Source organism: Methanomethylovorans sp. (genome assembly GCF_041447285.1).
Lineage (GTDB): Archaea > Halobacteriota > Methanosarcinia > Methanosarcinales > Methanosarcinaceae > Methanomethylovorans.
Map to the genome: position 1 here is coordinate 230,939 of NZ_JBGMEB010000006.1, position 25,043 is coordinate 255,981.

Sequence of the window (25,043 nt, forward strand, 5' to 3'; positions counted from 1 at the left end):
AGAACAAAAGAATCCAGTTTAGATAATTACTATCTGTTTTTATCTGTGTATTAATAAATTTGATTCTAATTCAATCTAATTCTATCAAACGGTTGGTTGAACGACTTTTTATTATTTTAATCTATTTACAATTCAGAGGTACAATTAACATACTCTCATATCCGCAATATCAAAAAGAATATTAACTTGACAATATTATTAGAAGTTGGAGGATTGTCATGACTCATGCAGAAAAGACTGTGTCTCATAGAAAAGCGTCCATAGAGGTAAGTAAAAATGGTCCTTATATAGTAAAGAACATGGAGAATTTCATCGATTCGCAAGGTCTTCCTTTGGCAACTCAGCCTGTAATGGCTTTGTGCAGATGCGGTGGATCGAATAACAAGCCCTTCTGTGATGGCACACATAGCTCTATTAATTTCGAAGATGATAAGAACTAGATAAACCTGTACTTCATTGTTTCTTGTTTAATGGGGCTACAGTTTGAATAAAGGAAAAATAGCTCTTTCTAGAGCTTCTTTTTCTTAAACGTCTTTTGAAGCTCTTCCCAAGGACTTGAGCAACTCTATCATTATACCCATTCCTCTTTGAAAATCTTCATTTCCTGTTTCTCTAAGTAGGCCTGTTAAACCGATCTTTGGCGGGTTCATCAATGCTTTGTCAAGTTGAGGGTCCTGCACAGTTCTTTCAAGGATATCTATCATGTCAGTGCTGATAAGTGCATTAAGCATCTTGAGAGATGCATTCATGATTTCCGAAACACCTTTTAATGTTTCATCATTCATATAATCCTGAACTATCCTTGCGGTGCCTAGAATATCCTTGATCATCATGATCTCTTCAGCATTCAGGCTAACTTGTGCATTGATATCTTGTATAGTTTCTCCGGTCATCCTATCCCCTCAGATAACTCCTTTGAGACTGGCGTCCCAGTGTATGTAATAATACATCCTGTATAGGTACCATCCCATTTTAGTGGGCTTGAATTCTTTAAGTGGTTTTTCATATCCCCATGAAGCAATGTATGCTTCTCCTTGTGTTGAAGGTGTAACCATCGTTGTGATAAGGGGGCAACCAGTTTCACCCAAGTATAAGGGAGATACTTCATGTCCATGTATAATGTTTATCAGGTTATGGCTCACAACCAATGACTGATAGTGAGCTCCGATACCTGTTTTGAGCATATCGGCTGGTCCGGTGTCTCCCAGCACGAAGACATCATCATGGTTCCCTGCTGGTCCACGGTATTGAAGTGTTGTTTTGTCAGAGGATATCCATCCAGTTTCATTGGTTATGGCTGAGTCAATGAGAGCTTTTGCGGGTTTATAGGGGGGTACCGTGATTAGAATATCATATTTCTCTCGAGCTCCGGCCTTTGATAAGACTTCCTTGTTTTTCCCATCAACTTCTGCAAGCATAAAATTTCTTATCACTTTGACACCGGCTTCCTCTAACTTCTCAGTGACAAGTTTATTGAAAGTAGGCGGACCTATGGGTTCCATAGGCCATAATAATGTTATATTTATCTGATCTCTAATCTTTCGAATATGCTTTAAGTAGCTATCAAGCATAAAAGTAAACTTTACTATTGCTCCTGGGCAGGGGATGGGCATCCTTGCAACAGAAATTGTAATATTGCCTTTATCTATCGAGCTTATTAACTTACCAATTTTATTGGCATCTTCAATAGATGTGTAGAAGGTATTAAGTTCATCTTTTAGTCCGGGAATGCTGTCTATGTCTGGGCTGCATCCGGTAGCTATGATTAGGTAATCATACTCGTATTCTCTACCTGAGCTAGCTGTTACTTTCCGGGCATTCAGGTCTAAATTAGACACATTTCCATCTTCACCAAATACAGTTTTTACTCGTGGGCTTAATAATTTCTTTCTGGGTCTGATGATGTCTTCAGGGTCATATAGGCCAAAAGGAATGAAAGTGAATCCACCCTGATTTATGCTTATTTCATTTTTGTCTAGGATTAATACTTCAATCTCTTCTTTTGCGATCTGCTTGCGGCATTCTCTTGCTACTTTATTAGCTACAACAGTTCCGGAATATCCGGCTCCCAATATTAGAATTCTTTTTGGTGTCACAGTCCTTTCCCCTCAGGATCACAATAATGCTACATGAAGGGTTTATGGAAGTCTGTGTATTTAAAGTAAATTCAGTTATGAGATAGGGGCAATAAAAATAAAAATAAGATTGTATAGTTGTTTAAAACAACCATACTTAATTCTGAAGTACAATCTCGATGTTGATATCTTTTGGTACCTGGATGCGCATGAGTTGCCTCAATGCTCTTTCATCGGCAGCGATATCTATCAATCTTTTATGTACTCTCATTTCCCAGTGGTCCCATGTTGCAGTTCCTTCACCACTGGGGCTCTTCCTCGTAGGGACTACCAGTTTCTTGGTAGGCAGAGGTACTGGACCTGCGATGCTTACTCCTGTCCTTTCAGCGATCGCTTTTACCTGATCGCAAACGCCATCCAGATGTACTGGACTAATCCCTGATAATCTAATTCTTGCCTTCTGTGCCATGTTATTCTCCTCTAAGATAAAAGGAGAGTGTCCTTATTTCTGTTTGACACTCATGCACATGCCGGCTGCAATGGTCATTCCCATATCGCGGATGGCGAACCTTCCAAGCTGTGGAATGGTTTTTACTGGTTCAATGCACATTGGCTTTGTAGGCCTGACGGTTACAATTGCCGCATCTCCAGCCTTTATGAAGGTTGGGTTCTCTTCCTTGACTTGTCCAGACTTGGGGTCAAGCTTCTTGTCGATTGACATCAGAGTACATGCGGTCTGTGTAGTGTGGCAGTGGAATACTGGTGTGTATCCAATAGTAATTGCAGATGGGTGCTGGAGTACTACAATCTGTGCAGTGAACTCTTCAGCAACGCTTGGTGGGTTGTCACTGTGTCCGCATACATCTCCTCTACGTACATCAGCCTTTCCTACACCTCTTACGTTCCAGCCGATGTTGTCGCCTGGTGCAGCCTGTGGAATTTCTTCATGGTGCATTTCGATGGATTTTACTTCTCCACCTGCGCCGGTTGGCATGAATACTACTTTGTCACCCTTCTTCATTATGCCGGTTTCTACTCTGCCTACTGGGACAGTTCCAATACCGGAAATGGTGTATGCGTCCTGCACTGGAATCCTAAGTGGGAGTTTGTCGGGTTTCTCTGGTGTCTTAAGAGCATTAAGAGCCTCAAGGATGGATGGTCCCTTGTACCATGGTGTGTTTGCGCTTGGGGATGTCTTTATGTTGTCACCCTCAAATGCAGAGGTTGGGATGAATGGAATCTCAGATGCCTTGAAACCAACCATACCGAGTAACTGTGATACCTGTTCCTTTACTTCTTTGTATCTTTCTTCACTGTACTTTGCAGCGTCCATCTTGTTGACGGCAATGATCAGCTGGTTGATACCAAGTGTTCTGGAAAGGAATATGTGTTCCCTTGTCTGTGCCATTACACCATCTGGTGCAGCTACTACAAGGATTGCTGCATCTGCCTGGGATGCACCTGTGATCATGTTCTTAACGAAGTCACGGTGTCCGGGGCAGTCCACGACTGTGAAATAGAATTTGTCGGTGTCGAACCTTCTGTGGGCGATATCAATGGTGATACCTCTTTCTCTCTCTTCTTTGAGGGAGTCCATAACCCATGCAAATGCGAAGGATTCTTTTCCTTTCTCTTTTGCTTCCTGCTTGTACTTCTCGATCATGTGTGCAGGTACTGCTCCAGTGTCAAACATCAATCTTCCGACAAGTGTAGATTTGCCGTGGTCAATATGACCGATGACTGCTAAGTTCATGTGTGGTTTGTCAGCCATTTTAATCGTCTCCTATTTGATATTGCTTAAGTATGATTTGTCCTAATGGTTTTTTCTACGTTTAAACCTTTCCAAAGCAAAGCTTAGAAGGTGGGGCATAAGCCCTATCTTCTACTTTACATAGAGAGGTAATCAGCTGCCTGTGGGATCTCCTTCTTCAGACCCTTCCTTTGCCTAATGGCGCCTACTACCTCACTCAATAGGTTTGTTGGTAGTGTTTCAAAGCCAGCGAACTCGGTACTCCACATGGCACGGCCTTCAGTTGCAGATCTGATGTCACCTGCAAAACCAAACAGTGCAGCTACAGGCGCCCTTGATTCTATTATTGTCGTGTCACCTTCAGTATGCATATCCATAATTATGCCGCGACGACCCTGTATCTCCTTTGTAGCCCCTCCCATCTGGTCTTGTGGTACCTGTATGAACACTTTCTGGTATGGTTCAAGGAGTGTATCGCCAGCCATAAGCATTGCTGCCTGTATGGACTGTCTTGATGCAGGAATTACCTGTGCAGGTCCTCTATGTACGGCATCTTCATGCAACTTAGCATCCACTAATTTTACCTTAATTCCCATACATGGTTCTCTTGACAAAGGTCCGGCCTTCATGACTTCCTCAAATCCTTCGAGAATAAGTTCCATTGTTTCGTTAAGGTACTGAATACCCTTTGTCATATCTATATAAACATTGGACTCAAATATCTCAACTATGCCTTTCGCCTCATCCTTGCTCATTCCGGCAGCCATGAGCTTCTCACGGCGTTCCAGCTCCTGCATGGTCATCGAAACTTCGCCATTACGGATAAGTTCCAGTACTTCCGGTTCAATAGATTCGATCTCCACATAGAATCTGTTGTGCCTGTTGGGTGATTTTCCTTCCACAGGGCCTGCCTTACCACGAATTGTCTCACGGTATACCACTATCGGGGGTGTGGTGGTGATCTCTACTCCCTTGTCACGCTGTATTCTGTGTGCAATGACTTCGAGGTGCAGCTCGCCCATTCCTGCCATCAGGTGTTCACCTGTTTCTTCATCAAGGGTTATCTTGAGTGTTGGGTCTTCTTTTGCCACCTGTCTCAGTACCTCAACGAGTTTTGGCAGGTCTTTCATGTGTTTTGCTTCTACTGCCACTGTTACTACAGGTTCACTTCCATGTTTTATGCTTTCAAATGGCGTCATGTTTTCCAGAGTAGTCACTGTAGAACCGACGATTGCATCCCTAAGGCCTGTAACGGCTGCAATGTTCCCTGCAGGTATCTTTTCTACTTCGAGCCTCTCAGGACCCATGAAAATACCCACTTGCTGTATCCTGTTCTTCTTTGCAGCGCCGGATACATAAACCTCCATACCTCGTGTCAGGCTTCCACTGAAAAGCCTTCCAGTGGCTACTTCTCCTGCATGTGGGTCCATTGATATGTCTGTGACCATGAATGTAAGATCCGCAGAAGCATCAGCGGTCATCATGGCTTTCCCAATTGGTGATTCTTTATCCCCATGCCAGATAGCTGCTACTCTTCCCTTCTGTGCCTGAAGGGGATTAGGCAGGAATCTTACCACCATGTCGTTTACTACTTCGTGCAAGGGACATTTCTCAGCAAGAGCCTTCATGTCTTCTTGTTTACAGTAGTCGTATACCTGATTGAAACTTATCCCTGTCTTCTTCATCATTGGTACACTGATTGCCCAGTTATAGAGCGCAGAACCGAAAGCTACAGTACCGGCAGCAGCATCAACTTTCCAGCCTGCCTTATATCTCTCTTCGTTCATGCCTTTGATGAGTTTGTTGACGTGGTCGATAAGTTTTCCCAATCTTACCTGCATTTCCTGGGAGTCAACCTGCAGCTCATTTATGAGACGGTCTACTTTATTAATGAAGAGTACGGGCTTGACATGCTCTCTTAGGGCCTGCCTTAACACAGTCTCTGTCTGTGGCATTGTGCCCTCTACTGCATCAATTACTACTACTGCACCATCTACTGCACGCATTGCACGGGTAACATCTCCTCCGAAGTCAACGTGGCCAGGTGTGTCGATGAGGTTAATGAGGTATTCCTGTCCTTCGTACTCGTGTACCATTGAAACGTTAGATGCATCAATCGTAATTCCTCTTGCCTGTTCTTCCTCATCAGAGTCCATGAAGAGTTGTCTACCTGCAAGTTCCTTGGATATCATCCCGGCGCCTGCCAGTAGGTTATCAGATAATGTAGTCTTACCGTGATCGATATGTGCAACTATACCAATGTTGCGTATTTTCTCTGGTGTGCCCATCAACGCAGTGACGCGCTCCACCATTTTCTTTCTTCTTCCCATAATACTACCTTGTAATCATTATTATTGATCAGCAATAAACAGCTTAACGTGCTGCTTTTGCAACTCTTTCCTTAGCGTCCTTCCTGTTAATGGAGAAACACTTTGCATCACGATTTGCTGCAGCTATCAGTTCGGCTGCAAGGCATTCAGCTAAAGACTTCTTTGATTTAAATGCCGCCTGGCTTGCTCCCATGGATATATATCTCAGAGCGCTGTCAACACGTCTTTGCGGGGCAGTGTCCACAGCTTTAGGAACAGATATGCCTCCATACTTAAGCCTGACAACTTCTTCTCTGGGACCAGCATTGGCAATAGCTTCAATCAGTACCTGTACAGGGTTCTTCTTGGTCTTCTTATTAATAATCTCAAGAGCCTCATCTACTGTGCGCATTGCAAGCTGCTTCTTACCAGTGTTCTTTTCATTCCTCATCATACTGTTAACAAGACGCTCAACGATCAACATATTTGACTTATTGAACTGTTGACGTGCGTGCCTGCCGCTTGAATGTGGCAATATGACTGGGTCAAGGTTTGCATACCTCTTTATTCCAAGGTCGCCTACCTCTACTTCTGCAAGATCCCATTTCCCGTATAATTTGTACATTGACGATTATCTCCTTGGTTTCTCTTTACGGCCAATGACCATCTGGTTCAGGGACACGTTGTTGACTGCGATGACTTTGAAACGTACTCCGGGAATATCTCCCATTGCACCACCCATGCGTCCTCCGATCCTCTCTACTGTCACTTCATCGTGTTCGTCAATGAAGTTGATAGCTCCATCCCCAGGACAGAATGCAGATACTTGACGACCATTCTTGATCAACTGTATCCTGACACATTTCCTAATTGCAGAGTTTGGCTGTTTTGCCTCTACTCCTATCTTTTCAAGCACTATTCCTCTTCCTTGTGGAGCTCCTCCAAGGGGATCGGCCTTTACATTCAAACCAAGCGTACGCCTGTTATACTGGGTGTCTTTCCACCTAGCATTTTGGCGAATGCTCTTTAAGGTATGAGCTGCATATTTTCCATTTGGCATAATATTTCCTCTAAAATTTTATCACAATAATATTTGCTCTTTGGCCTATATTTCTACAAGTCACTGAAGTATCACATCATTTACATTATGGTGTCTTTGAGCAACCATTTTTACTTTTTCGATGTTCTTTCCTTCACGCCCGATAGCCAGTCCTTTTTCTTTGTTAGAGACCTCAACATAAGCTATACGTTTATCGTTTCTTGTAGTAATGTTAACTGACTTTACAGTTACAGGACCAAAAGCATTCTTTATGAATATGACTGGATCATCTGAATATTCCACGAGTTCAACATGCTTATCAACAGTTTTCTTTATTCGGTTTATATGGTCACCATTTCTGCCAATGGCTGCTCCCATGTCACCTGCTTTCACCACATATATTATGCGATCATCTTCTACAATGCAATCTTTTACAGTTGCACCTGTCACACTTTCAAATAATGCGATGTATCTTATTCCTTCTGTTGAAAGCCTGATCTCGCTCAAGTCAAGCAACTCCTTTTAAGCTGCTGCAAGTATATCGGACTCGCCCGTTTCCAGGACCGCAAGTGCAGCGATCACAAAAGGCTTTCCGCAAACGGGACCCAGTTCCATGTTAGTACCAGAATAATTTAATACAGGTACATTTGTTGACTCGATCTGTGCTCTTATTTCTGTCGGGCAGTTGGAAGCAAGAACTACTATTTTAGCTTTTCCACTAACAGCAGCGTCGATGGTGCTCTTAGAGCCGATCACCACCTTTCCTGTCCTGATCGCCTTGATTAATGCTTTGTCGATATTAATATCCATATATTACCATCTCTTATGCAATTTGAACCTAAGGTCTGTATTCTAATAAGTGAATCCTTATATCTACTTTCTGGTTGTTCTTATGTAATCCGTATATCTTTTTGAGGTTTTACTTAGCGATAAGGTGCACGTCCCCTGTGCCGAGTTTAATAGGTTGTCCAACTATAATATTCTCAGTAACTCCATTAAGCTCGTCAATATCGCCACGCATCCCAGCATCAAGCAAGTGGTTTACAGTAACCTCAAAAGCAGCACGTGCAAATACACTGGCTTTTTCACCTGAAATCCCATGACGGCCGATTTGCTTGACTTCGCCATCACAGCACATGATATCGGAAACCAACATTATGTGTCTTATGTCTACTGTAAGACCCTGTTCTCCAAGGGTACTAGTAGCCTCTTTTATAATGGCATTCCTTGCAGCTTCTATCCCGAATACCTCATAGATTTCGCCAATATTGTTGGTATAAGTGCGACTGATGTCTACACCTTCTACTTCCAGCACTTTCTTTAACTGAGATCCTTCGGTATAGAGCATGTATTCGTTACTATCTTTGCGTATCACAACTCTTTTAATGCCTTCTATTCCCTTCAGGGTAATACTATTGATGTTCTTTGCCATCTGTAATAATTCCCTGTATGAAGGTTCCTTTGGTTTCACAATGAGTTGGTTCTCAATATTTTCTGACACTTTTACCTGTACGTCCAGCTCCTCACTTAACTTGTTGACCAAGTCATTTATAGTTATATTTCTGTACATCAGGGTCTTTTCATGCAGGTCAATTATTAGTTGCATGTTTAATAGGTCAGTAGTAACGTCTGCAAGCTGATCTATATGTGTAGATTCTATCTCCCATGCAAGTTTACGGGCTTTATCTCTGTCCTGAGCGTACTCTTCCTGAACAGCTATTGTCATTGTAGGAGTACTTGGTTCCTTCCTTGCATCAACAATTTCTATAAGACGAGGAAGACCCAATGTAACGTTGATTTCAGCCACTCCTGCGTAGTGGAATGTACGCATCGTCATCTGAGTTCCTGGTTCTCCTATGGATTGTGCAGATACCACACCCACAGCTTCACAGGGCTCCACCTTCGCATACTCGTAGCTTTCCTTTACTTTCTCAATGATCTCTTCAAGCTCTTTCTTGTTAACTCCTGCCTTTATAACATCTTCTTTAAGTGTCTGAAGGATGCTAAGGGGCAGGTCAAGGTTACTAATCATTGAGTCTATCGTAGATTCGATAAGGGCCATTTCAGTTCACCTTCCGTCCAGTCACAGCTTCTACGATCTTATGCACATTATCAGGCTTACTATAATCACTCTTTGTAGAGTCAATGCCGTCCTCTCCATATTTGAACTGCACTATAACTCCTCTTGTCTCCCTTACAGTGCCATCATATTGCACTTCAAGATCCTGGAGAGCGTTTACCAGCCTTCTTTGCAGGTATCCTGATTGGGATGTACGCACTGCAGTATCCACAAGACCTTCACGTCCTCCTATTGCGTGGAAGAAGTATTCTGTCGGGGACAATCCGCTCTTATAGCTGGCTTTTACGAATCCATGTGCATCGGCTCCAAGGTCACCTTTGTCAAAGTGAGGCAATGTTCTTCCTGCATATCCTCTTCTGATACGCTCACCACGAACTGCCTGTTGTCCAACACAGGCAGCCATCTGTGTAAGGTTGAGCATGGATCCTCTTGCTCCTGACTTGGCCATTATAACCGCTGAGTTTTCCAGACCAAGTTGGTTACCTGCAATGTTACCTGTCTGGTCCCTTGCCTTACCAAGTGTCTGCATGATCTTCATTTCAATAGTTTCATCGAGGGTCCTTCCTGGCAAAGGTTCCAGTTCCTTCGCCTCATAAGCTTTGATAAGGTCTTGAACTTCCTTCTCTGCTTTATTCAGAACTTCCTTTATATTCTTCTTGGCAGTCTCAGGAATATCTTCGTCGCTGATACCAAAGCTCAGGCCGGTCTTCATAACACCCCTTATGGCAAGCCTGGTAAAATCATCCACAAATTTCGCACCGGCTATAGTGCCATATTTCTTCACAATTTTATCAAGGATTATTCCCTTAAATGCCCCAATAGCTTTCTCGTCAATGGTTCCCTGGATCATTTCTCCATCTCTGATCACGACATAAGCATTATACTCGCAGGCTTCCTTTTTACAAGTTTCACATTTAAAGCACACTTCAGCAGGGAACTCTGCATTCAGGCCTTTTGGAAGTATCTGACTGAATATTTGCTTACCATTCCAATACGGATCTCCATTTTCTTTATATCCTGCTGGTTCTGGTAATTCCCTTATCTCCGCTTTTCTGAGAAGTTCTAAGGCTTCATTCTTAGTAATACGGTTCTCGTTTCTTGTAAGCAGGAACATGCCTGATATGTGATCGTGGATGCCTCCAATGATAGGTCCACCAAAACGTGGTGAAAGAATATTTTCTTGTACCTGCATGAGTATGCTTGCTTCAGCTCTTGATTCCTCTGTCTGCAACACATGCATGTTCATCTCGTCACCGTCAAAGTCAGCGTTATATGGTGGACACACTGCAGGATTAAGCCTGAATGTTTTGTTAGGAAGAACTTTGACTTGGTGGGCCATGATACTCATCTTGTGCAGAGATGGCTGCCTGTTGAACAACACCGTATCTCCGTCCATAAGCTGCCTCTCAACTACCCATCCCCTTTCTATCTTCTCGGCTAGCTCTTCCTTATTGTTTTCTGTGATCTTGATACGTCTTCCATCAGGGCGGATGACGTAATTAGCTCCCGGATGCACATCGCTTCCTCTAAGTAAATACATGCGCAGAAGTTCGGTATTTCTATCAATTACCCTCTCAGGGATGGTCATCTGGATAGCTATAGCTTCCGGTACGCCCACTTCATTGATACTAAGGTTTGGATCAGGGGAAACTACCGTACGCGCAGAGAAGTTAACACGCTTACCTGACAAACTTCCTCTAAAACGACCTTCTTTTCCTTTGAGACGCTGGGTAAGGGTCTTTAGCGGTCTTCCTGATCTGTGTCTTGCAGGTGGTACCCCTGATACTTCATTATCGAAGAAAGTGGTAACATGGTACTGTAACAATTCCCACAGGTCTTCTATGATCAACTGTGGAGCTCCAGCATCCCTGTTTTCCTGGAAGCGTTGGTTTATGCGTATGATATCCACAAGTTTATGGGTAAGGTCATCTTCGCTTCTCTGGCCGGATTCAAGTGTAATGGAAGGCCTAACTGTTACCGGTGGTACGGGTAATACAGTAAGTATCATCCACTCTGGCCTTGCACTTGATGGATCCATTCCAAGAACTTTCACATCATCGTCTGATATGTTCTCAAACCTATCCCTTATCTCTGTAGGTGTAAGTTTGTGCCCATCCTCTATGTATTCAGTTGGTTTTTCAAACTTAATCTCCAACTGTTCGGCTCCACAATATGGACAAACCTTTGTCTTTCTCGCTTCTTTGAACACCTCATTGATTGCAGGATCGGGAAGGTGTCCCATTTCATGAAGTTTATTGATCTGGGCAAGGAATTCCTTCTTTTGAGGAGGCTCCAACAACAGAGCACTACAGTTTCGGCATATTGAGCGCAAGGTCTTACGAATAGTCTTGTTGAAACCAACATGTACTACCGGTGCAACTAATTCAATATGTCCAAAGTGCCCAGGGCATTCTCCTGCTCTACTTCCACAAGTCTTACATTTAAGTCCAGGATCTATAACTCCAAGTCTAAGATCCATTAATCCCATGTCTATAGGGTAACCATCATCATCGTAGGTATCTGCAGTAATGATGTTGGTGACACTCATTTTTCTGACCTCTCTTGGAGAGATCAGGCCAAATTGTATTGCAGATATCCTTTTAGGTATGGAAGGTATTGTATCCATTTTCTATCACCTTCACACAGCATCGTCCAATTTTAGTCTCGGTGCTACTCCAAGCGACTTGATTTCATCAAGCAGCAGCTTGAAAGCATAGCTCATTTCCACCGGGTGAATATCGGTTTCAGCACCACAGCTTGCGCAGTATCTAATGTTCCTCTTACGGTCAAAGGTTGCTATCATACCGCAGTGTCCACAAACAAGCTCTACTACCTTGTCAGACTCATCAAGCAATCTTTCCTTCAGTGTCATGGCAGCTCCATGTCCAATAAGAACATCACGCTCCATTTCTCCGAACCTCAGACCTCCTTCTCTTGCCCTTCCTTCAGTGGGCTGGCGGGTAAGCACCTGTACAGGCCCGCGAGATCTAGCATGCATCTTTGAGGCGACCATGTGGTGTAGTTTCTGATAAAGAATCACGCCAACGAACACATCTGCAGGTATTCTCTTTCCAGTGACGCCATCGAAGAATACTTCTTTACCAGTGTGGGCAAATCCTTGTCTTTTAAGGCCAGCACGAAGGTCTTCTTCGTTTTCTCCAGCGAAAACAGTTGCATCGATGCGCCTTCCTTCCATACTGCCCACTTTACCTCCAATCATCTCAAGCACATGTCCTACAGTCATACGAGAAGGGATAGCATGTGGATTGATTACAAGGTCTGGAACAGTTCCATTCTCTGTGAAAGGCATATCTTGATACGGCACAATAAGGCCAATAACTCCTTTCTGTCCATGCCGGGATGCGAACTTGTCGCCGATCTCTGGTACTCTTTGATCTCTTATCTTCACTTTTGCAAGGCGGGTACCATTTATTGACTCTGTGAGAATGACCGTATCTACAATACCTTTCTCATTGGACCGCATTGTTATTGCACTTTCTCTGCGCTGTTCTACAGTGATACCAAAGTCAGACTGTTCTTCAAGGAAACGCGGCGGACTGGTTTTACCAATCAGTACGTCATTTGGACCAACAAGTGTTTCAGGGTTCACAAGCCCGTCCACATCAAGGTTTGAATATGCTTCAGGACTACGGGCTCCTCTGTATTCAGAGTCAGGTATTTCGAATTTGTCTTCTTGGCCACCTGGATACCTTCTCTCCTCACCTTCGAAGGTCCTTATGAAATGGCTTCTTCCAAGACCTCTTTCTATAGACCCTTTATTGAATACTAGCGCATCTTCAATGTTGTGACCTTCAAATGACATGACGGCTACTACAAAATTCTGTCCAGCTGGTCTATCATCAAAAGCAATGTTCTCGCATGTCATGGTCCTTACAAGTGCCTTTTGAGGATAATGGAGAACATGTGCACGAGTATCAGGTCTAAGTTTTGTGTTAGATGTAGATACGCCTATACACTGCTTTACCATTGCTGCTCCCATGGTATTACGGGGGGAAGCGTTATGTTCGGGATAAGGCACCATGCCTGTACAGATTCCCAGAATAAGGCTTGGATCTATCTCCATGTGTGTGTTCTTTGGGACAATCTCGGGCTCTGTAAGGGCAATAAAAGCATTTTCTTCTTCTTCGGCATCCAAGTATTCAACAATGCCTTCCTTCACTAGGTCGTCATATGTAATCTCTCCTTTCTTCAGAGACTCCATATATTCTTCGGTCAATAGCGATTTGCCATTTTCAACTACTATCAATGGTCTCCTCGCCCTTCCTATATCTGAATTAATGATTACCTCGTGAATATCATCATTTAGGGTAACATTCACCTGTCTGGATATTACGCCGCTTCTCCTCTGTTTGCGAATGTTCTCCACAAGTTCCTGTGGATTACTGTGGGTACCAATGAGCTCCCCATCCAAAAACACTTTTGCCTCAGTCATCTGCAAAGCCTCCCATACTATCATCCATGTCTGAATAGTCGCTATATCCTAGATCGGGCTTTTCTTCTTCATGTGGAACTGTATCAAATTCCTCAGTATACTCTTCAAGCTCTGCATCATATTCCACTACTTTCTCTGGACGGTAATGTGGAACTGTTGGTTTTACATCTAAGTCCATGATTATTTTCTTAAGAATACTCTTTTCATCTACTCCAGTGGATAGTTCTACCATTTGTGCAAAGTTCTTCACCAGTCCACAGTTTGGTCCTTCTGGAGTTTCGGATGGGCATAATCTTCCCCATTGCGTGGGGTGCAGATCACGAGCCTCAAAGTGTGGTTGTGCTCTTGATAGAGGGGAGATCACACGTCTTAGGTGCGAAAGAGTTGAAATGTAATCCGTTCTGTCCAAAAGCTGAGACACACCTGTCCTGCCTCCTACCCAGTTACCTGTAGCAAGAGGGTGTTGTAACCTGTCTGTGAGCACATCGGCTCTGACAAGGGTGACAACATTCAATTCACGGTTCCTCATGTTTGCTCTCTCTAGCTGGTACTTCACATCCCTGGCCAGACGGTTGAATGCCACTCTAAAGAGATCTTCCATCAAGTCACCCGTCAGTTTAAGTCTCTTGTTAGAATAGTGGTCTTTATCATCTTGGGAACGTTTCCCAAGAGCAAGCTCAAAACAGGATTCTGCCATCCTGCCCAGGAAATATGCCTTTGCGAACCTGTCCTTTGGTTCATTGCCAAGGTGGGGCAGCAAATATCTGTCCATTACATAGTTGGCACGTTTCATCTGGTAGTCACGTGCCTGTCCTGCTGCAACCCTGGTACCGATTTTTTCTATAGCTTCACGAGTAGTGGCTACCTCTGCTTCTTCAAGGTTTTCAAGCATGAATTTCATTATTTCTGGGTCGTTGGATACTGTCTTTACTAGATCCTCGTCAGTTTCCACGCCCAATGCTCTCATCAATGTTATGAAGTTTATACGGCCTGATATCGATGGGAAAGAAACTTCAAGCAACGATTTGCGTCCTCTTTCTACAACTACCAATGCTCTATATCCTCTTCTTTGTGAGAATACCTTGGCAACTTCTATCATATCGCCATATCTCTCCCCAAACTCAGTCAGTATTTTGTTAGGGGCAAGGTCCTCAAGGGTCATGACAACCCTTTCGGTTCCATTTACTATAAAATATCCTCCGGGATCTAGTGGATCCTCGCCATAGTCTATCATTTCTTTCTCATTGAGGTCCACAAGATTACATATTGAGGATTTAATCATTACAGGTAACTGTCCTATCTTTGCTTCCACAGGTTCAGACTCTTCTTCTCCCTGAACTACGTTCATTTGGAGATATATGGGAGCTGAATAGGAAAGATTACGCAATCTTGCCTCGTTCGGATATAGCTTCTCTATAGCTCCATCCGCCTCTTTTACTACAGGTTTCTCCACCCGGATGTTCCCTAATTTTATATATACGTCCTCTATATCGGTCTCAATGACTCCTTGTTCGTTAATTATATTCTGTAGGCCACTTTCAAGGAATTTGTTGTATGAGTCGATATGATGCTGGACGATTTTGTCCCTGGTAAAATATGCCGCTAACACTTTACTGCCCTCTGAAGTGATAATTACACCTAATTAGTTGATGGAAGGTATGAAGAACATTACCTTGCATGGCCACCGCAAAGGTGGCAATATAAAAAATAAAAGCTCTCATTTGATGCTATTTCACTCTATTACTAGCCTGTAATAAAGTGCCTGTCCAGCCGTCTGGCTTTTCCTGGTTATCTTAACAACATCTCCAACTGATGCGCCAATTTCTTTCACTACAGGATCATTGATCTTGATTTTCGGGAATTGCTCCTTCTCTATCTTGTAGCGTTTTAAAACAGATTTCAACTCGTCATCACCCAAAATCTCATGTTTCGGGATCAGTTCATTATCGAGCAGGTTGAATTTGTTCAAATTTTCTCCTCCCTCAAAAAGTGTGCACATGAATCATTAATTATAATCAGCAAAAAAACATATACAAATGTAACGCCACGATTTGCATGGCGGGCTCGTAGGGATTTGAACCCTAGGCCGTCTGGTTAAAAGCCAGACGCTCTGCCTGACTGAGCTACGAGCCCATTATGGTTGTATGATTCTTTGCTGTCTATTTCCACATCAGTTAGGTGTAGCCCTCCAAGAGGGGCTTATTCTATATATACATTTCGCAGACCATGTGCGAATTTATGGAGCCACAGAGTATACTTTTTTTAGATGTGTATTTCATTTTCAAAAAAGGTATCATAGGCTAGATGTCTTTACATCATCGCCTATTTATAGTAACTTCTCTCCTCTTTTAATAAGGTTCGTGGTTTTCGCTCAACCATACATACTTTCAGCAGATATATTTCAAGTTCCTGACTTCCATCCACACATATAGTCGCATTGTCCCTGACTCAGAGAATCAATGCTAACATCCATGGACTTTAGCTTAAGTTCAGCTACATGCATATCGATTTCATGGGGTACGGTATGTACTCCGTTTGAGAGCTTGTTCTGAGCTATATGTCTTACACATAATGCCTGATTTGCAAAGCTCATGTCCATAACTTCGGCAGGATGTCCGTCGCCTGCTGCAAGGTTAACCAGTCTTCCTTCGGCAAGAACGTACACTTTTCTATTTCCAATGTCGTACTCCTTAATGTTCTTGCGCACAGTACGCACTCCTTTGGACATGCTCTCCAAATCCTCCAGATTAATCTCTACATTAAAGTGACCTGAATTTGAAAGGATCGCTCCATCCTTAATAACTTCAAAGTGCTCTCTGGTAAGAATATCACAATTTCCTGTGGTAGTCACAAAGATGTCTCCGATCTTTGCTGCCTCTTTCATAGGCATGACCAGATTTCCGTCCATCTTTGCTTCAAGGGCGCGTATGGGGTCAATCTCTGTGACAATCACATTAGCGCCAAGTCCTCTTGCACGCATTGCAACTCCCTTGCCGCACCATCCATAGCCTCCTACTACCACGTTCTTACCTGCAACCAGCAGGTTTGTAGTGCGCATTATGCCGTCCCAGGATGACTGTCCGGTTCCATACCTATTATCGAACATGAACTTTGTCATGGCATCGTTGACAGCCATTACCGGCATTTTCAGTTCGCCGTCCTTCTCCATGGCCTTCAGCCTGTGTATGCCCGTAGTAGTCTCCTCGCATCCTCCAAGTATTGCAGGTAGCAGGTCCTGTCTTTCAGTATGCAGCTTGAATATAAGGTCTGCACCATCATCTATTGTGATATCCGGCTTTATGTCAAGCACTTTATCCATCGCAGCATAATACTCTTTATTGCTGCATTCATACTTTGCACATGAGTCTATATTATCCCGTGTGCCTAAAGCTGCAGACACATCATCCTGTGTGCTCAGGGGGTTGCATCCCGTTATTGCTACTTTTGCACCACCTGCAGCCAGTGTCTCCACAAGCACTGCAGTCTTTGCTTCTACATGCAAAGCCATTGCAATCCTATGTCCTTCCAGCGGCTTTTCTTTCTCAAAGTTCTTTCTGATTATATCCAGCACTGGCATGTGAGCGCGAGCCCACTCTATTTTCTGATTACCGGATTCTATTAGTCCTTCTTTGTCCATTCTGATATCTCCATTAAACTCGTTTTATAGGGTAATTATTCAACTACCCTTGCTATAAGATTCTCTGCAGCTATGCTTGCCTGTTCTATAACTTTCATTTCATCCATGCAGAGTACTTTATAATCTTGCATGAGTACCTTTCCATTGACAATGGTTGTCATCACATCTTTTCCATTAGCACTATATACTAAGTGTGAAGCAGCATCGTAAAATGGTCTCATATGAGCTTTATTTTTATCAACTATTATAACGTCTGCAAACGCTCCTTTACATATCATACCTGCATTTATGCCAAGTGCTTTGGCCCCATTCACTGTTGCCATCTTGAGCACTTCTTTAGCAGGAAGTGCCGTCGGGTCCATGGTGCTGACCTTCTGCAACAATGCTGCAAGTTTCATTTCCTCGAACATATCAAGGTTATTGTTGGATGCGCACCCATCAGTTCCCAGGCAAACGTTTGAGCCATATTTCAGAAGCTTGGTCACAGGGGCTATTCCAGATGCAAGTTTCATGTTACTTACAGGATTGTGTGATATATTCACTCCTTTTTCAGCCAATATTTTAATATCTCCGTCAGATAACCACACGCAATGAGCAGCAACGACATCACTATCAAAGAAGCCAATATTATTCAGCATGTGTATAGAGCACATACCATATTTTTCTTTCATCTCTTTCAGTTCAGCTTCCGTTTCCAGGACATGGATGTGTACTTTCACACCATCTTCTCTTGCTTTTTCCCTCACCCTCTCCAGAAATTCCCGGGAACAAGTGTTAGGTGCATGAGGCCCATACATTGCTGTTATCCTTCCATCTGCCTTACCATGCCATCTCTGCACGAACCGGCTGCCTTCCTTCAATTCAGCATCTGCTTTCTCTTTATTTCCAAGCTCTATCATTCCATATGATAAGGCAGCTCTTATTCCTGTTTCCTGTACTGCTTTTGCCGTTTCATCCATATGGAAGTACATGTCATTGAAACAAGTTGTACCGCTTTTGATCATCTCAAGGCAGGCCAGTAAAGTACCATTGTATACATCGCTATCAGTAAGCTTTGCTTCTGCAGGCCATATATGCTCCTGTAGCCACAGGGAAAGAGGCAGATCATCTGCGTATCCTCTGAAAAGTGTCATAGCTGCATGAGTGTGTGTGTTCACCAGGCCAGGCATGACAATGCCTCCATGCGCATCAATTATTGTTTCTGCAGTTTCATTGGTCTTTTCTCCAACTTCCGTGATGACCCCGTTTTCTATGACTACCACGCCGTTCTTGAACTCACGTTCCTTGCCGGGTTCCATTGTAAGGATGTGCCCGTTCTTTATAATTATGTCAGCCATGTTATCACTTGATGTAGCATGTCTCTTCCTGAAGTGCATTCAGGTACACATGCATCAATTTTAGTCGTTCTCTTGCTATCTCTCTGGCAGTACCAGTATTAAGTCGTTCTAATATTTTGAACGGTTTTTTTTCCATATAATCATAGAATCCCTCAAGTGGGTCATCCATATAAGCATTCGTGGATGTCTCTTTCACTGTTCCTATGCTGGATCTCAAGGCGCGTAAAGCACCCATAGAAACAAGGGATCTGAAAATACCCACAGCACCAAGAGCATCTATTCTGTCAGCATCCTGTAATATCTTTGCTTCCAGCGTTTGAGCCTCAAGCCCACGGCTGAATCTGTGGGATCGAATGCAAGCTGTGACATGATCTATCAGGCCCTTGTCAGCACCTGCCACCGTAAGGAACTCCTGTGCGATCTCAGCGCTGTATTGTGCATGATCTCCCCCTTGCTGATGCTCTTTCACAATGCCAACATCATGAAGCAGTGCCGCAAGGCGAAGCACTTGCTCGTCACCACCTTCTTTTTCCCGGATGCGCATACATAAGTCTTCTACTCTCTCTATGTGGAACATATCATGGGTACTAGGCTCATCGGCGAGCACTTCTGATACATATTGTCTTGTCTGCTCAATTATATCCATTCGATGCCCTCGCGTCCTGCCTGGTTCTTGAGATGTTCCTGGATGGCATACATAGCATCAGCAAGCACTTTCTTGTTGTCGTAGGAATCAATGATTGCATTAAGTTGTTTTTTACTATCCATTTTCATCTCTTTTGTGAACTGGATCATATTCTCCAGTGCCCTTGTCACGTTATCAACGATTGTCACAGTTGCAGAAAGGGATGTCCTTGAAAGAGGGTTAAGGTCCACAGCTATGACTATTTTTCCCATTTCTACAAGTTTTTGGCATCTATCTCCGTCTTCCAGGGGTACCAGCACCACATCTGCTGCGTATATACCTTCCTGGTCAACTATAGCCCTATCGTGGGAAAGGTCAAGTCGGGCATCACCTTTTGAACCAAGTACATTTCCTGCCCCATGTGCCTTTAGGTGCTCGATTATTCTGTGCACTCTGGCATCACTGCGGTGGAACAGATTTACTTCCAGTTGCGCTCCAGTTACATCTGCTAACGATACAAGAGCTCCAGGTACAAGAGCAGCAGTGTTTCCATTAATGGATATTACGGGTTTTTGTGCAGTGAGCAGATAAGCCACTGCCACACGCTCTGCAATTACTGCAGATTCAATCGTACGTTCGCCAATAAGATAATCAAAGGCTTCACCTCTGCCCTGGGCTACAAGTCCTTGCTGGCTGGTGATTCCTATCTGTACGCCTTCAGCTATCTTTTCTCTTGTTATCAGGGATGCATACCTTGGATGATCCTCAGGGATATGTGTCAAGATCTTCTATCTCCCATTGTTCTGTCTTCTTTCCCTTTTCTATAATTAAGGTTATATTTACTTGAGAGTTTAATGCAGCAACATACTAAATAGGTTTTTTGTCATAAAAGGCCAGCTCTGCAGTTGTTAAGATGATATGCCAATGGCTGACCAAACTCAGAGAGCTTCTCTATCACTGCATCTCTTCTTTCTGGTTCTGCTATTGCAAAAACCGATTCTCCTAACATAGCCTGAGATGCCATGCCACCAGCAGATTCCACAGCCTCGATAGCATCTATTATGGTATCTGAGGCAAGTCCTGTACCAAGGGCAAAATCTCTGGAGCACTGCATGAAAGTTTCAAAAGTAGGCGAAATCATAAGCCTTTTCATTGCGCCTTTTCCCATCGAAGTTATGCGCCAGGCAAAATCCGGATCCGAAATAACAGAGCCAGTATCAAGTTCGCCAAGTGTCAGGCAGAGGACTTCTTTACTTGCAACTGGTATCCAATCAACTTTGCCGTATTCAGGTGCTCCCGGTGCGGTACGAATAACAGCACCACCATACGATTGTGCTATTACATCTCCAAGTCCGCTCCGGTTTACAACATCTGCTATATGTGCTGTTTCAATTAACTTGGCTGAAGTAAGGTCAAGGGATAATGCATCGTTCAATGCATAAGCTGTACTGAGAGCTCCGGCAGCAGATGCTCCAAATCCGCATCCTATCGGAATGTTCGCCACGCTTTCCACAAGCAATGGTGAATTTGTAAGCATATTTACCACAGTTCTTGTAGTATGTCCTCCGACTTGCTCCCCATTAAGGATTATCTGTGTCTCTTCCAGTTCTTCTGCAGATGTCACAGTAGTGACAACTCCTCCATCAAGGACTATACCACAGCCAGTAGAACCCTTTTTGCGTGGATCTTCATGGTCGTGTATACAAAAAAAGCCGGTTATATGTGCAGGAGCAAAAGCACGGGCAGACCTTTTTCTTACTTGCATTTTTTCACTTCCTAGACATCAGCAGGTGGCTGATTTCGTCCAGTAATGCAGAAGCTATTACTCTTTTTGATCCTTTTATGTGTATATGGCCAGGGCTTTCTGTAGTAAGGATGTAGATCTCGTTGTCCTCTGTGCCTATTCCACTACTACTAACCTCATTAGCAACTATCAGATCAAGTTTTGAAGTTTCAAGGGTGTAAGTTGCTTTTTTAATAAGCTCATCCAGAGAAGTTCCTGTTTCAGCTTTGAAACCTGCAATGAGTAAGTTCGGATGTTCTTCCCTTGCTCTGCCTATTAGCTTGGCAGTAGGTCTAAGGTGCAGGTTAAGTTCCCCACCAGATTTTATCTTTGTATCAGCAGGGTCCAGCGTATAATCTGCTATTGCAGCTGCACTAATAAGTACATCATAGCCACAAGACAGTTCCCCGAGCACTGCTTCTGTCATCTGGGCAGCACTTTCTGCATAGATCTCTTTGATACCTGTAAATCCTACTTTGTTGCGATGCACTATGGTTACTTCTGCTGAGCGCCTATAAGCTTCCAGAGCAAGTTCCACGCCAGTCTTACCCGACGCTCTGTTAGTAAGTATTCTAATTGGGTCAATAGATTCTGCAGTAGACCCACTGGTTATGATTATTTTTCTGCCTTCAAGTTCTTTACTACCCAGTTGTCTTTCGACCTGAAGTACAATCTCTTCATTTGAAGCTATTTTTGCAATACCTTCTCTTATATCCGGTCCAATGAACTCGATTCCCCAGCATTTCATTTTTCCCATGTTTTCAGCCAGAGCAGGATGGTTGTACATAGCTTCGTGCATTGCTGGCACTACCATCACAGGTATTTTTGACCCGATTGCTGTGGTTGCAAATGTTGTCACAGGAGTATCATCGACTCCTGCTGCAATTTTTCCAATGGTATTGGCTGTTGCAGGGGCTATGAGCAAGAGATCTGCTTTTCCGCTCATTCCACAGAACTCTACGTGTTCCACTGCTCCGGTTATTTTGGTAATGACCTCATGACCGGTAGCGTAGTGCAGGGCCATGGGATTGAGTATCCATGAGGCTGCCTCGCTCATCACTGCATATACTTCAGCACCTCTGCGGATTAATTCTCTGGCAAGTTCCACTGTACGTACGGCTGCAATGCTGCCGGTGACTGCAAGTACTATGGTTTTGCCTGCTAACGAAGCTGAAGTACTGCCTTTTATCCAGAGGGTGGGATGGTCACGCATAATTTGCATGGGTTTAAAATAGTCGTTTTCGATATTAAATGTTGGTCCATGATCTCTTTCAGATCATGTTTCCAACTTTTCTGCTATACGGAAGTCATTCTGAAAGGCTCTTTGATGCCTCATCTGTGTTTCCATATCTTCCGATGTTGATTCTGTCTCCGTTAGGCTCAGGCTCATGGACAAAGATGGATTGGGGATATCCTGCATCTATCAGTGGGCTTGTCACGGAGTCTGTAACCCATGTTTTACCAGACCATCTGCCAGCAGAGCTCTTTAAGTGGTAATCGTGCTTTGCAGAATCTGTAAATAATGGGTCAACATAGATGTCATTTGCCACATTGATCCCATTTCCATTGTAGTTCTGATTGACATTGTAGATACAGTTGTTATTTGATATGAATGTGTGATTCAAACTATCGGTGTTCCATATTCCATAGGTATTACGCTTATTAGAGCCAATAATTATGTTGTTCCTCACAATGGTCGTAAAGTCTGCATCCATTGTAATTGACTTCGGATATCTGTAGTATTTAATTCCAGCTTCGCCGCTACCATCTATGACATTATTCTCGATTCTTGTATTATTGAACTGTCCGATCACAATTCCTGCATTGCTGTATCCGGTATTCTTATCGTATTGGCCAACGTCATAGATTATATTGTGGTGGATGTAGACATCTTTTCCACGTATTTTATTATCCGAATCTTCTCCGTCTATCCATATGGCTGCACCATTTAGAGTGCGGATTTTATTTTTATATATCTCAATATCTTCGGATTCGTACCCATCGCTCTTGTCGATCTCGATACCTGGACCTGTTGACCAGTCCTCTATTTCCGAATAAATTAGATTCTTATAGATCTTTGCATGGCCTGAACTTGACAATCTGAAAGCTGTATTTGTTCTTGTAAATACTTGATTGTTGGCTACTATGACACCATTAACTCCTAGTGTATACAGGGCTTCGTGTCCAAGTTTATATACTGAATTATTTTCAAAAACGATGTTTGAAGAAGGCTCGTAGAAATAATTCCTTACTATCAATCCATCACTGGTTCCCCATTCCATGCGCATATCTGATACTGTGATGTCGGTACACTTGTAGAAATATATCATGTCATAATATCCTGAACCACGGGGGACGGACTGATTTTCGCTATTTCCGTCGATCTCAAATCCTTTTATTGTAAAGTTCTCTTTTGCATCTTCCATATTCGTGATCAATGGTTCATAGTCGCCCCACCCGGCATCTGGCACCAGTTTGATACAGGCATCTTCATCACCAGTGAGTATGGTGTTATCTCCCATCTTCAAGGTGCCGTCTATCCAGTAAGTATTCGGCCCTCTTAGGTATACTGTACCTCCACCTATACTATTGACATATTCCAGTGCTTTGTTGATCTCTAAATGGTCATTTACTCCATCGCAATTATAATTTCCAGTTCCGTTAGTACCAACGTATGCAATTGATCCACTTGGTTCTTTTATTTCGGTGACAGTGTCAATAACGTGGTCAGTGGGTGAAACACACCCTGAAACTGAAAGACTTATAATAAAAAGTAAAAACTTTATCAATAGAGGAATCGGCATATAAACTCATAGTGGTCAATATTATATTAATATCTATCGCGATCTTGTAAAAAGGCCAGGATTAAATACCTGGGCTATATTTTGGATACTCTTTTAATATACATTGGCTTCTTTTCAATGCTCTTCAATATTGCATTTTCCAGATTCAAAGAACAACAACATTGCATACCAGAAATGTTATATTTTGAATAATCCTATCTTATATTGGGGAGTGAAACATGTTAGGAATATCTTACTTTGATTTGCAGGCGCCTGTATTTATGTCTCTTTTCCTCGTCATAATCCTCTGGGATCTTATGTGGAAAGGAATAGGACTGTGGAAAGCTGCAAGGAATGAAGATAAATACTGGTTCATTGCTATACTGATCATAAACAGTTTGGGGATAGTGCCTATCCTTTACATCTACGTATTCCAAAAAGGTAAGAAAGGAATTTGATATTTCTTTTTTACCCATTGAGCACCCATATCGAGTAGTTCAATAATGCTGCAAATGATATCCACAGAAAATACGGTACCAGCACCAATTCTACTTTTTTTGAGACTTTGTAGAACAGTCAGATGTTTACAAGTTTTACAAGTATTACTATCCATAAAACAACAATTTCCACAAGTCTATATAGGGGTGACCGCAGGCCAAAGAACAGCACAGACCACATGAAGTTCAGGAAAAGCTGTATTCCAAACATGCCCGTGGCTTTTCTTACTTCAGTTTTTTCTAATCCTTCCTCTCACACCAGATACAGGGCAATACCCATGAGCAGGTAGAGCAATGTCCAGACCACAGGAAAAGCCCAGCTAGGTGGCAGAAAGGACGGCTTCACCAATGTTGCATACCATGTTGGTATTGCAGGACTTGTAACTGCCGAACCACGTGCACCGATGATCTGACAGAGGAAGATCAATATAAGCAGGTGCTTCCAGTTGATTGTAGATGTAGTCATTTCTTTACGGTTCCCTTGTAGTATATTCCGTGGCAGATCAATTTGAAATCATTTCTCCATTGTTTAACTAAAAATGGCTCCGTAGAAATCCTCTCTTTTCAGGGGGAAATCAAATTTGACATTTTTAGAAAACATGTCTGCATATATCGGTCTAAAAACGACATTTCAGGCTATGATGCTGATTTTAATAGCTTTTCTACAGAGCCCTA

23 protein-coding genes, 1 tRNA gene and 1 pseudogene are annotated in these 25,043 nt (G+C 43.0%); 2 read left to right on the top strand and 23 right to left on the bottom strand.

The window, feature by feature from the left end; genetic code table 11:
* The first annotated feature begins 218 nt into the window (after positions 1–218).
* Entirely contained in the window at positions 219–440 is a 222-nt protein-coding gene (locus ACC612_RS03925) for a CDGSH iron-sulfur domain-containing protein (RefSeq protein ID WP_371853168.1), read from the top strand.
* Positions 441–524: 84 nt separating this feature from the next.
* On the opposite strand, the gene ACC612_RS03930 is transcribed toward ACC612_RS03925, so the two are convergent.
* The 22 genes from ACC612_RS03930 to ACC612_RS04035 all read right to left on the bottom strand — a co-directional run bounded on the left by ACC612_RS03930 (position 525) and on the right by ACC612_RS04035 (position 23,892).
* Positions 525–893, bottom strand: coding sequence for a DUF1641 domain-containing protein (locus ACC612_RS03930; protein WP_371853169.1), 369 nt, complete (start codon positions 891–893; stop codon positions 525–527).
* A 9-nt stretch (positions 894–902) separates the two neighbouring features.
* Positions 903–2,096, bottom strand: a complete 1,194-nt coding sequence (locus tag ACC612_RS03935; protein ID WP_371853170.1) for an NAD(P)/FAD-dependent oxidoreductase — start codon at positions 2,094–2,096, stop codon at positions 903–905.
* A 136-nt stretch (positions 2,097–2,232) separates the two neighbouring features.
* On the bottom strand, positions 2,233–2,544 hold the full coding sequence (rpsJ, locus tag ACC612_RS03940) for a 30S ribosomal protein S10 (RefSeq protein ID WP_371853171.1): 312 nt from the start codon (positions 2,542–2,544) through the stop codon (positions 2,233–2,235).
* Positions 2,545–2,577: 33 nt separating this feature from the next.
* Positions 2,578–3,846, bottom strand: a complete 1,269-nt coding sequence (gene tuf, locus ACC612_RS03945) for a translation elongation factor EF-1 subunit alpha (RefSeq protein WP_371853172.1) — start codon at positions 3,844–3,846, stop codon at positions 2,578–2,580.
* Between the two features lie 116 nt (positions 3,847–3,962).
* On the bottom strand, positions 3,963–6,155 hold the full coding sequence (locus ACC612_RS03950; RefSeq protein WP_371853173.1) for an elongation factor EF-2: 2,193 nt from the start codon (positions 6,153–6,155) through the stop codon (positions 3,963–3,965).
* 43 nt (positions 6,156–6,198) lie between these two features.
* Positions 6,199–6,759, bottom strand: a complete 561-nt coding sequence (locus tag ACC612_RS03955; RefSeq protein ID WP_371853174.1) for a 30S ribosomal protein S7 — start codon at positions 6,757–6,759, stop codon at positions 6,199–6,201.
* 6 nt (positions 6,760–6,765) lie between these two features.
* On the bottom strand, positions 6,766–7,194 hold the full coding sequence (locus tag ACC612_RS03960; protein WP_292352640.1) for a 30S ribosomal protein S12: 429 nt from the start codon (positions 7,192–7,194) through the stop codon (positions 6,766–6,768).
* Positions 7,195–7,254: 60 nt separating this feature from the next.
* Positions 7,255–7,680, bottom strand: a complete 426-nt coding sequence (locus ACC612_RS03965; protein ID WP_371853175.1) for a NusA-like transcription termination signal-binding factor — start codon at positions 7,678–7,680, stop codon at positions 7,255–7,257.
* Positions 7,681–7,695: 15 nt separating this feature from the next.
* Positions 7,696–7,983: a 50S ribosomal protein L30e gene (locus ACC612_RS03970; protein ID WP_371853176.1), complete on the bottom strand. Its 288-nt coding sequence runs from the start codon at positions 7,981–7,983 to the stop codon at positions 7,696–7,698.
* A gap of 109 nt (positions 7,984–8,092) precedes the next feature.
* Positions 8,093–9,235, bottom strand: coding sequence for a DNA-directed RNA polymerase subunit A'' (gene rpoA2 / locus ACC612_RS03975; RefSeq protein ID WP_371853177.1), 1,143 nt, complete (start codon positions 9,233–9,235; stop codon positions 8,093–8,095).
* Between the two features lies 1 nt (position 9,236).
* Positions 9,237–11,879: a DNA-directed RNA polymerase subunit A' gene (locus ACC612_RS03980; protein WP_371853178.1), complete on the bottom strand. Its 2,643-nt coding sequence runs from the start codon at positions 11,877–11,879 to the stop codon at positions 9,237–9,239.
* Between the two features lie 12 nt (positions 11,880–11,891).
* Positions 11,892–13,706, bottom strand: a complete 1,815-nt coding sequence (gene rpoB / locus ACC612_RS03985; protein WP_371853180.1) for a DNA-directed RNA polymerase subunit B — start codon at positions 13,704–13,706, stop codon at positions 11,892–11,894.
* Positions 13,699–15,315, bottom strand: a complete 1,617-nt coding sequence (locus ACC612_RS03990; RefSeq protein WP_371853181.1) for a DNA-directed RNA polymerase subunit B'' — start codon at positions 15,313–15,315, stop codon at positions 13,699–13,701. The genes rpoB and ACC612_RS03990 overlap by 8 nt, the downstream gene beginning before the upstream one ends.
* Positions 15,316–15,438: 123 nt before the next feature.
* On the bottom strand, positions 15,439–15,675 hold the full coding sequence (locus ACC612_RS03995; protein WP_371853182.1) for a DNA-directed RNA polymerase subunit H: 237 nt from the start codon (positions 15,673–15,675) through the stop codon (positions 15,439–15,441).
* Positions 15,676–15,762: 87 nt separating this feature from the next.
* Positions 15,763–15,839 (bottom strand) — tRNA-Lys (locus ACC612_RS04000).
* Between the two features lie 268 nt (positions 15,840–16,107).
* Positions 16,108–17,343, bottom strand: a complete 1,236-nt coding sequence (locus ACC612_RS04005; RefSeq protein ID WP_371853183.1) for an adenosylhomocysteinase — start codon at positions 17,341–17,343, stop codon at positions 16,108–16,110.
* A gap of 35 nt (positions 17,344–17,378) precedes the next feature.
* Positions 17,379–18,680: an amidohydrolase family protein gene (locus ACC612_RS04010; RefSeq protein ID WP_371853184.1), complete on the bottom strand. Its 1,302-nt coding sequence runs from the start codon at positions 18,678–18,680 to the stop codon at positions 17,379–17,381.
* A gap of 4 nt (positions 18,681–18,684) precedes the next feature.
* On the bottom strand, positions 18,685–19,326 hold the full coding sequence (locus tag ACC612_RS04015) for an HD domain-containing protein (RefSeq protein WP_371853185.1): 642 nt from the start codon (positions 19,324–19,326) through the stop codon (positions 18,685–18,687).
* The gene (locus tag ACC612_RS04020) at positions 19,317–20,087 is read right to left on the bottom strand and encodes a 4-phosphopantoate--beta-alanine ligase (protein ID WP_371853186.1); all 771 of its coding nucleotides are present in this window, start codon (positions 20,085–20,087) and stop codon (positions 19,317–19,319) included. The genes ACC612_RS04015 and ACC612_RS04020 overlap by 10 nt, the downstream gene beginning before the upstream one ends.
* Before the next feature lie 101 nt (positions 20,088–20,188).
* Entirely contained in the window at positions 20,189–21,070 is an 882-nt protein-coding gene (locus ACC612_RS04025) for a pantoate kinase (RefSeq protein ID WP_371853187.1), read from the bottom strand.
* A 4-nt stretch (positions 21,071–21,074) separates the two neighbouring features.
* Entirely contained in the window at positions 21,075–22,310 is a 1,236-nt protein-coding gene (gene coaBC, locus ACC612_RS04030; protein WP_371853188.1) for a bifunctional phosphopantothenoylcysteine decarboxylase/phosphopantothenate--cysteine ligase CoaBC, read from the bottom strand.
* Positions 22,311–22,395: 85 nt separating this feature from the next.
* The gene (locus tag ACC612_RS04035) at positions 22,396–23,892 is read right to left on the bottom strand and encodes a right-handed parallel beta-helix repeat-containing protein (RefSeq protein WP_371853189.1); all 1,497 of its coding nucleotides are present in this window, start codon (positions 23,890–23,892) and stop codon (positions 22,396–22,398) included.
* A gap of 218 nt (positions 23,893–24,110) precedes the next feature.
* Between ACC612_RS04035 and ACC612_RS04040 the strand changes: the two genes are divergently transcribed.
* Complete coding sequence (locus ACC612_RS04040) at positions 24,111–24,329, top strand: DUF5652 family protein (RefSeq protein ID WP_371853190.1); 219 nt, start codon at positions 24,111–24,113, stop codon at positions 24,327–24,329.
* 10 nt (positions 24,330–24,339) lie between these two features.
* On the opposite strand, the pseudogene ACC612_RS04045 reads toward ACC612_RS04040, so the two are convergent.
* Positions 24,340–24,834 (bottom strand): annotated as a pseudogene (locus tag ACC612_RS04045) (TspO/MBR family protein).
* Between the last annotated feature and the right edge of the window lie 209 nt (positions 24,835–25,043).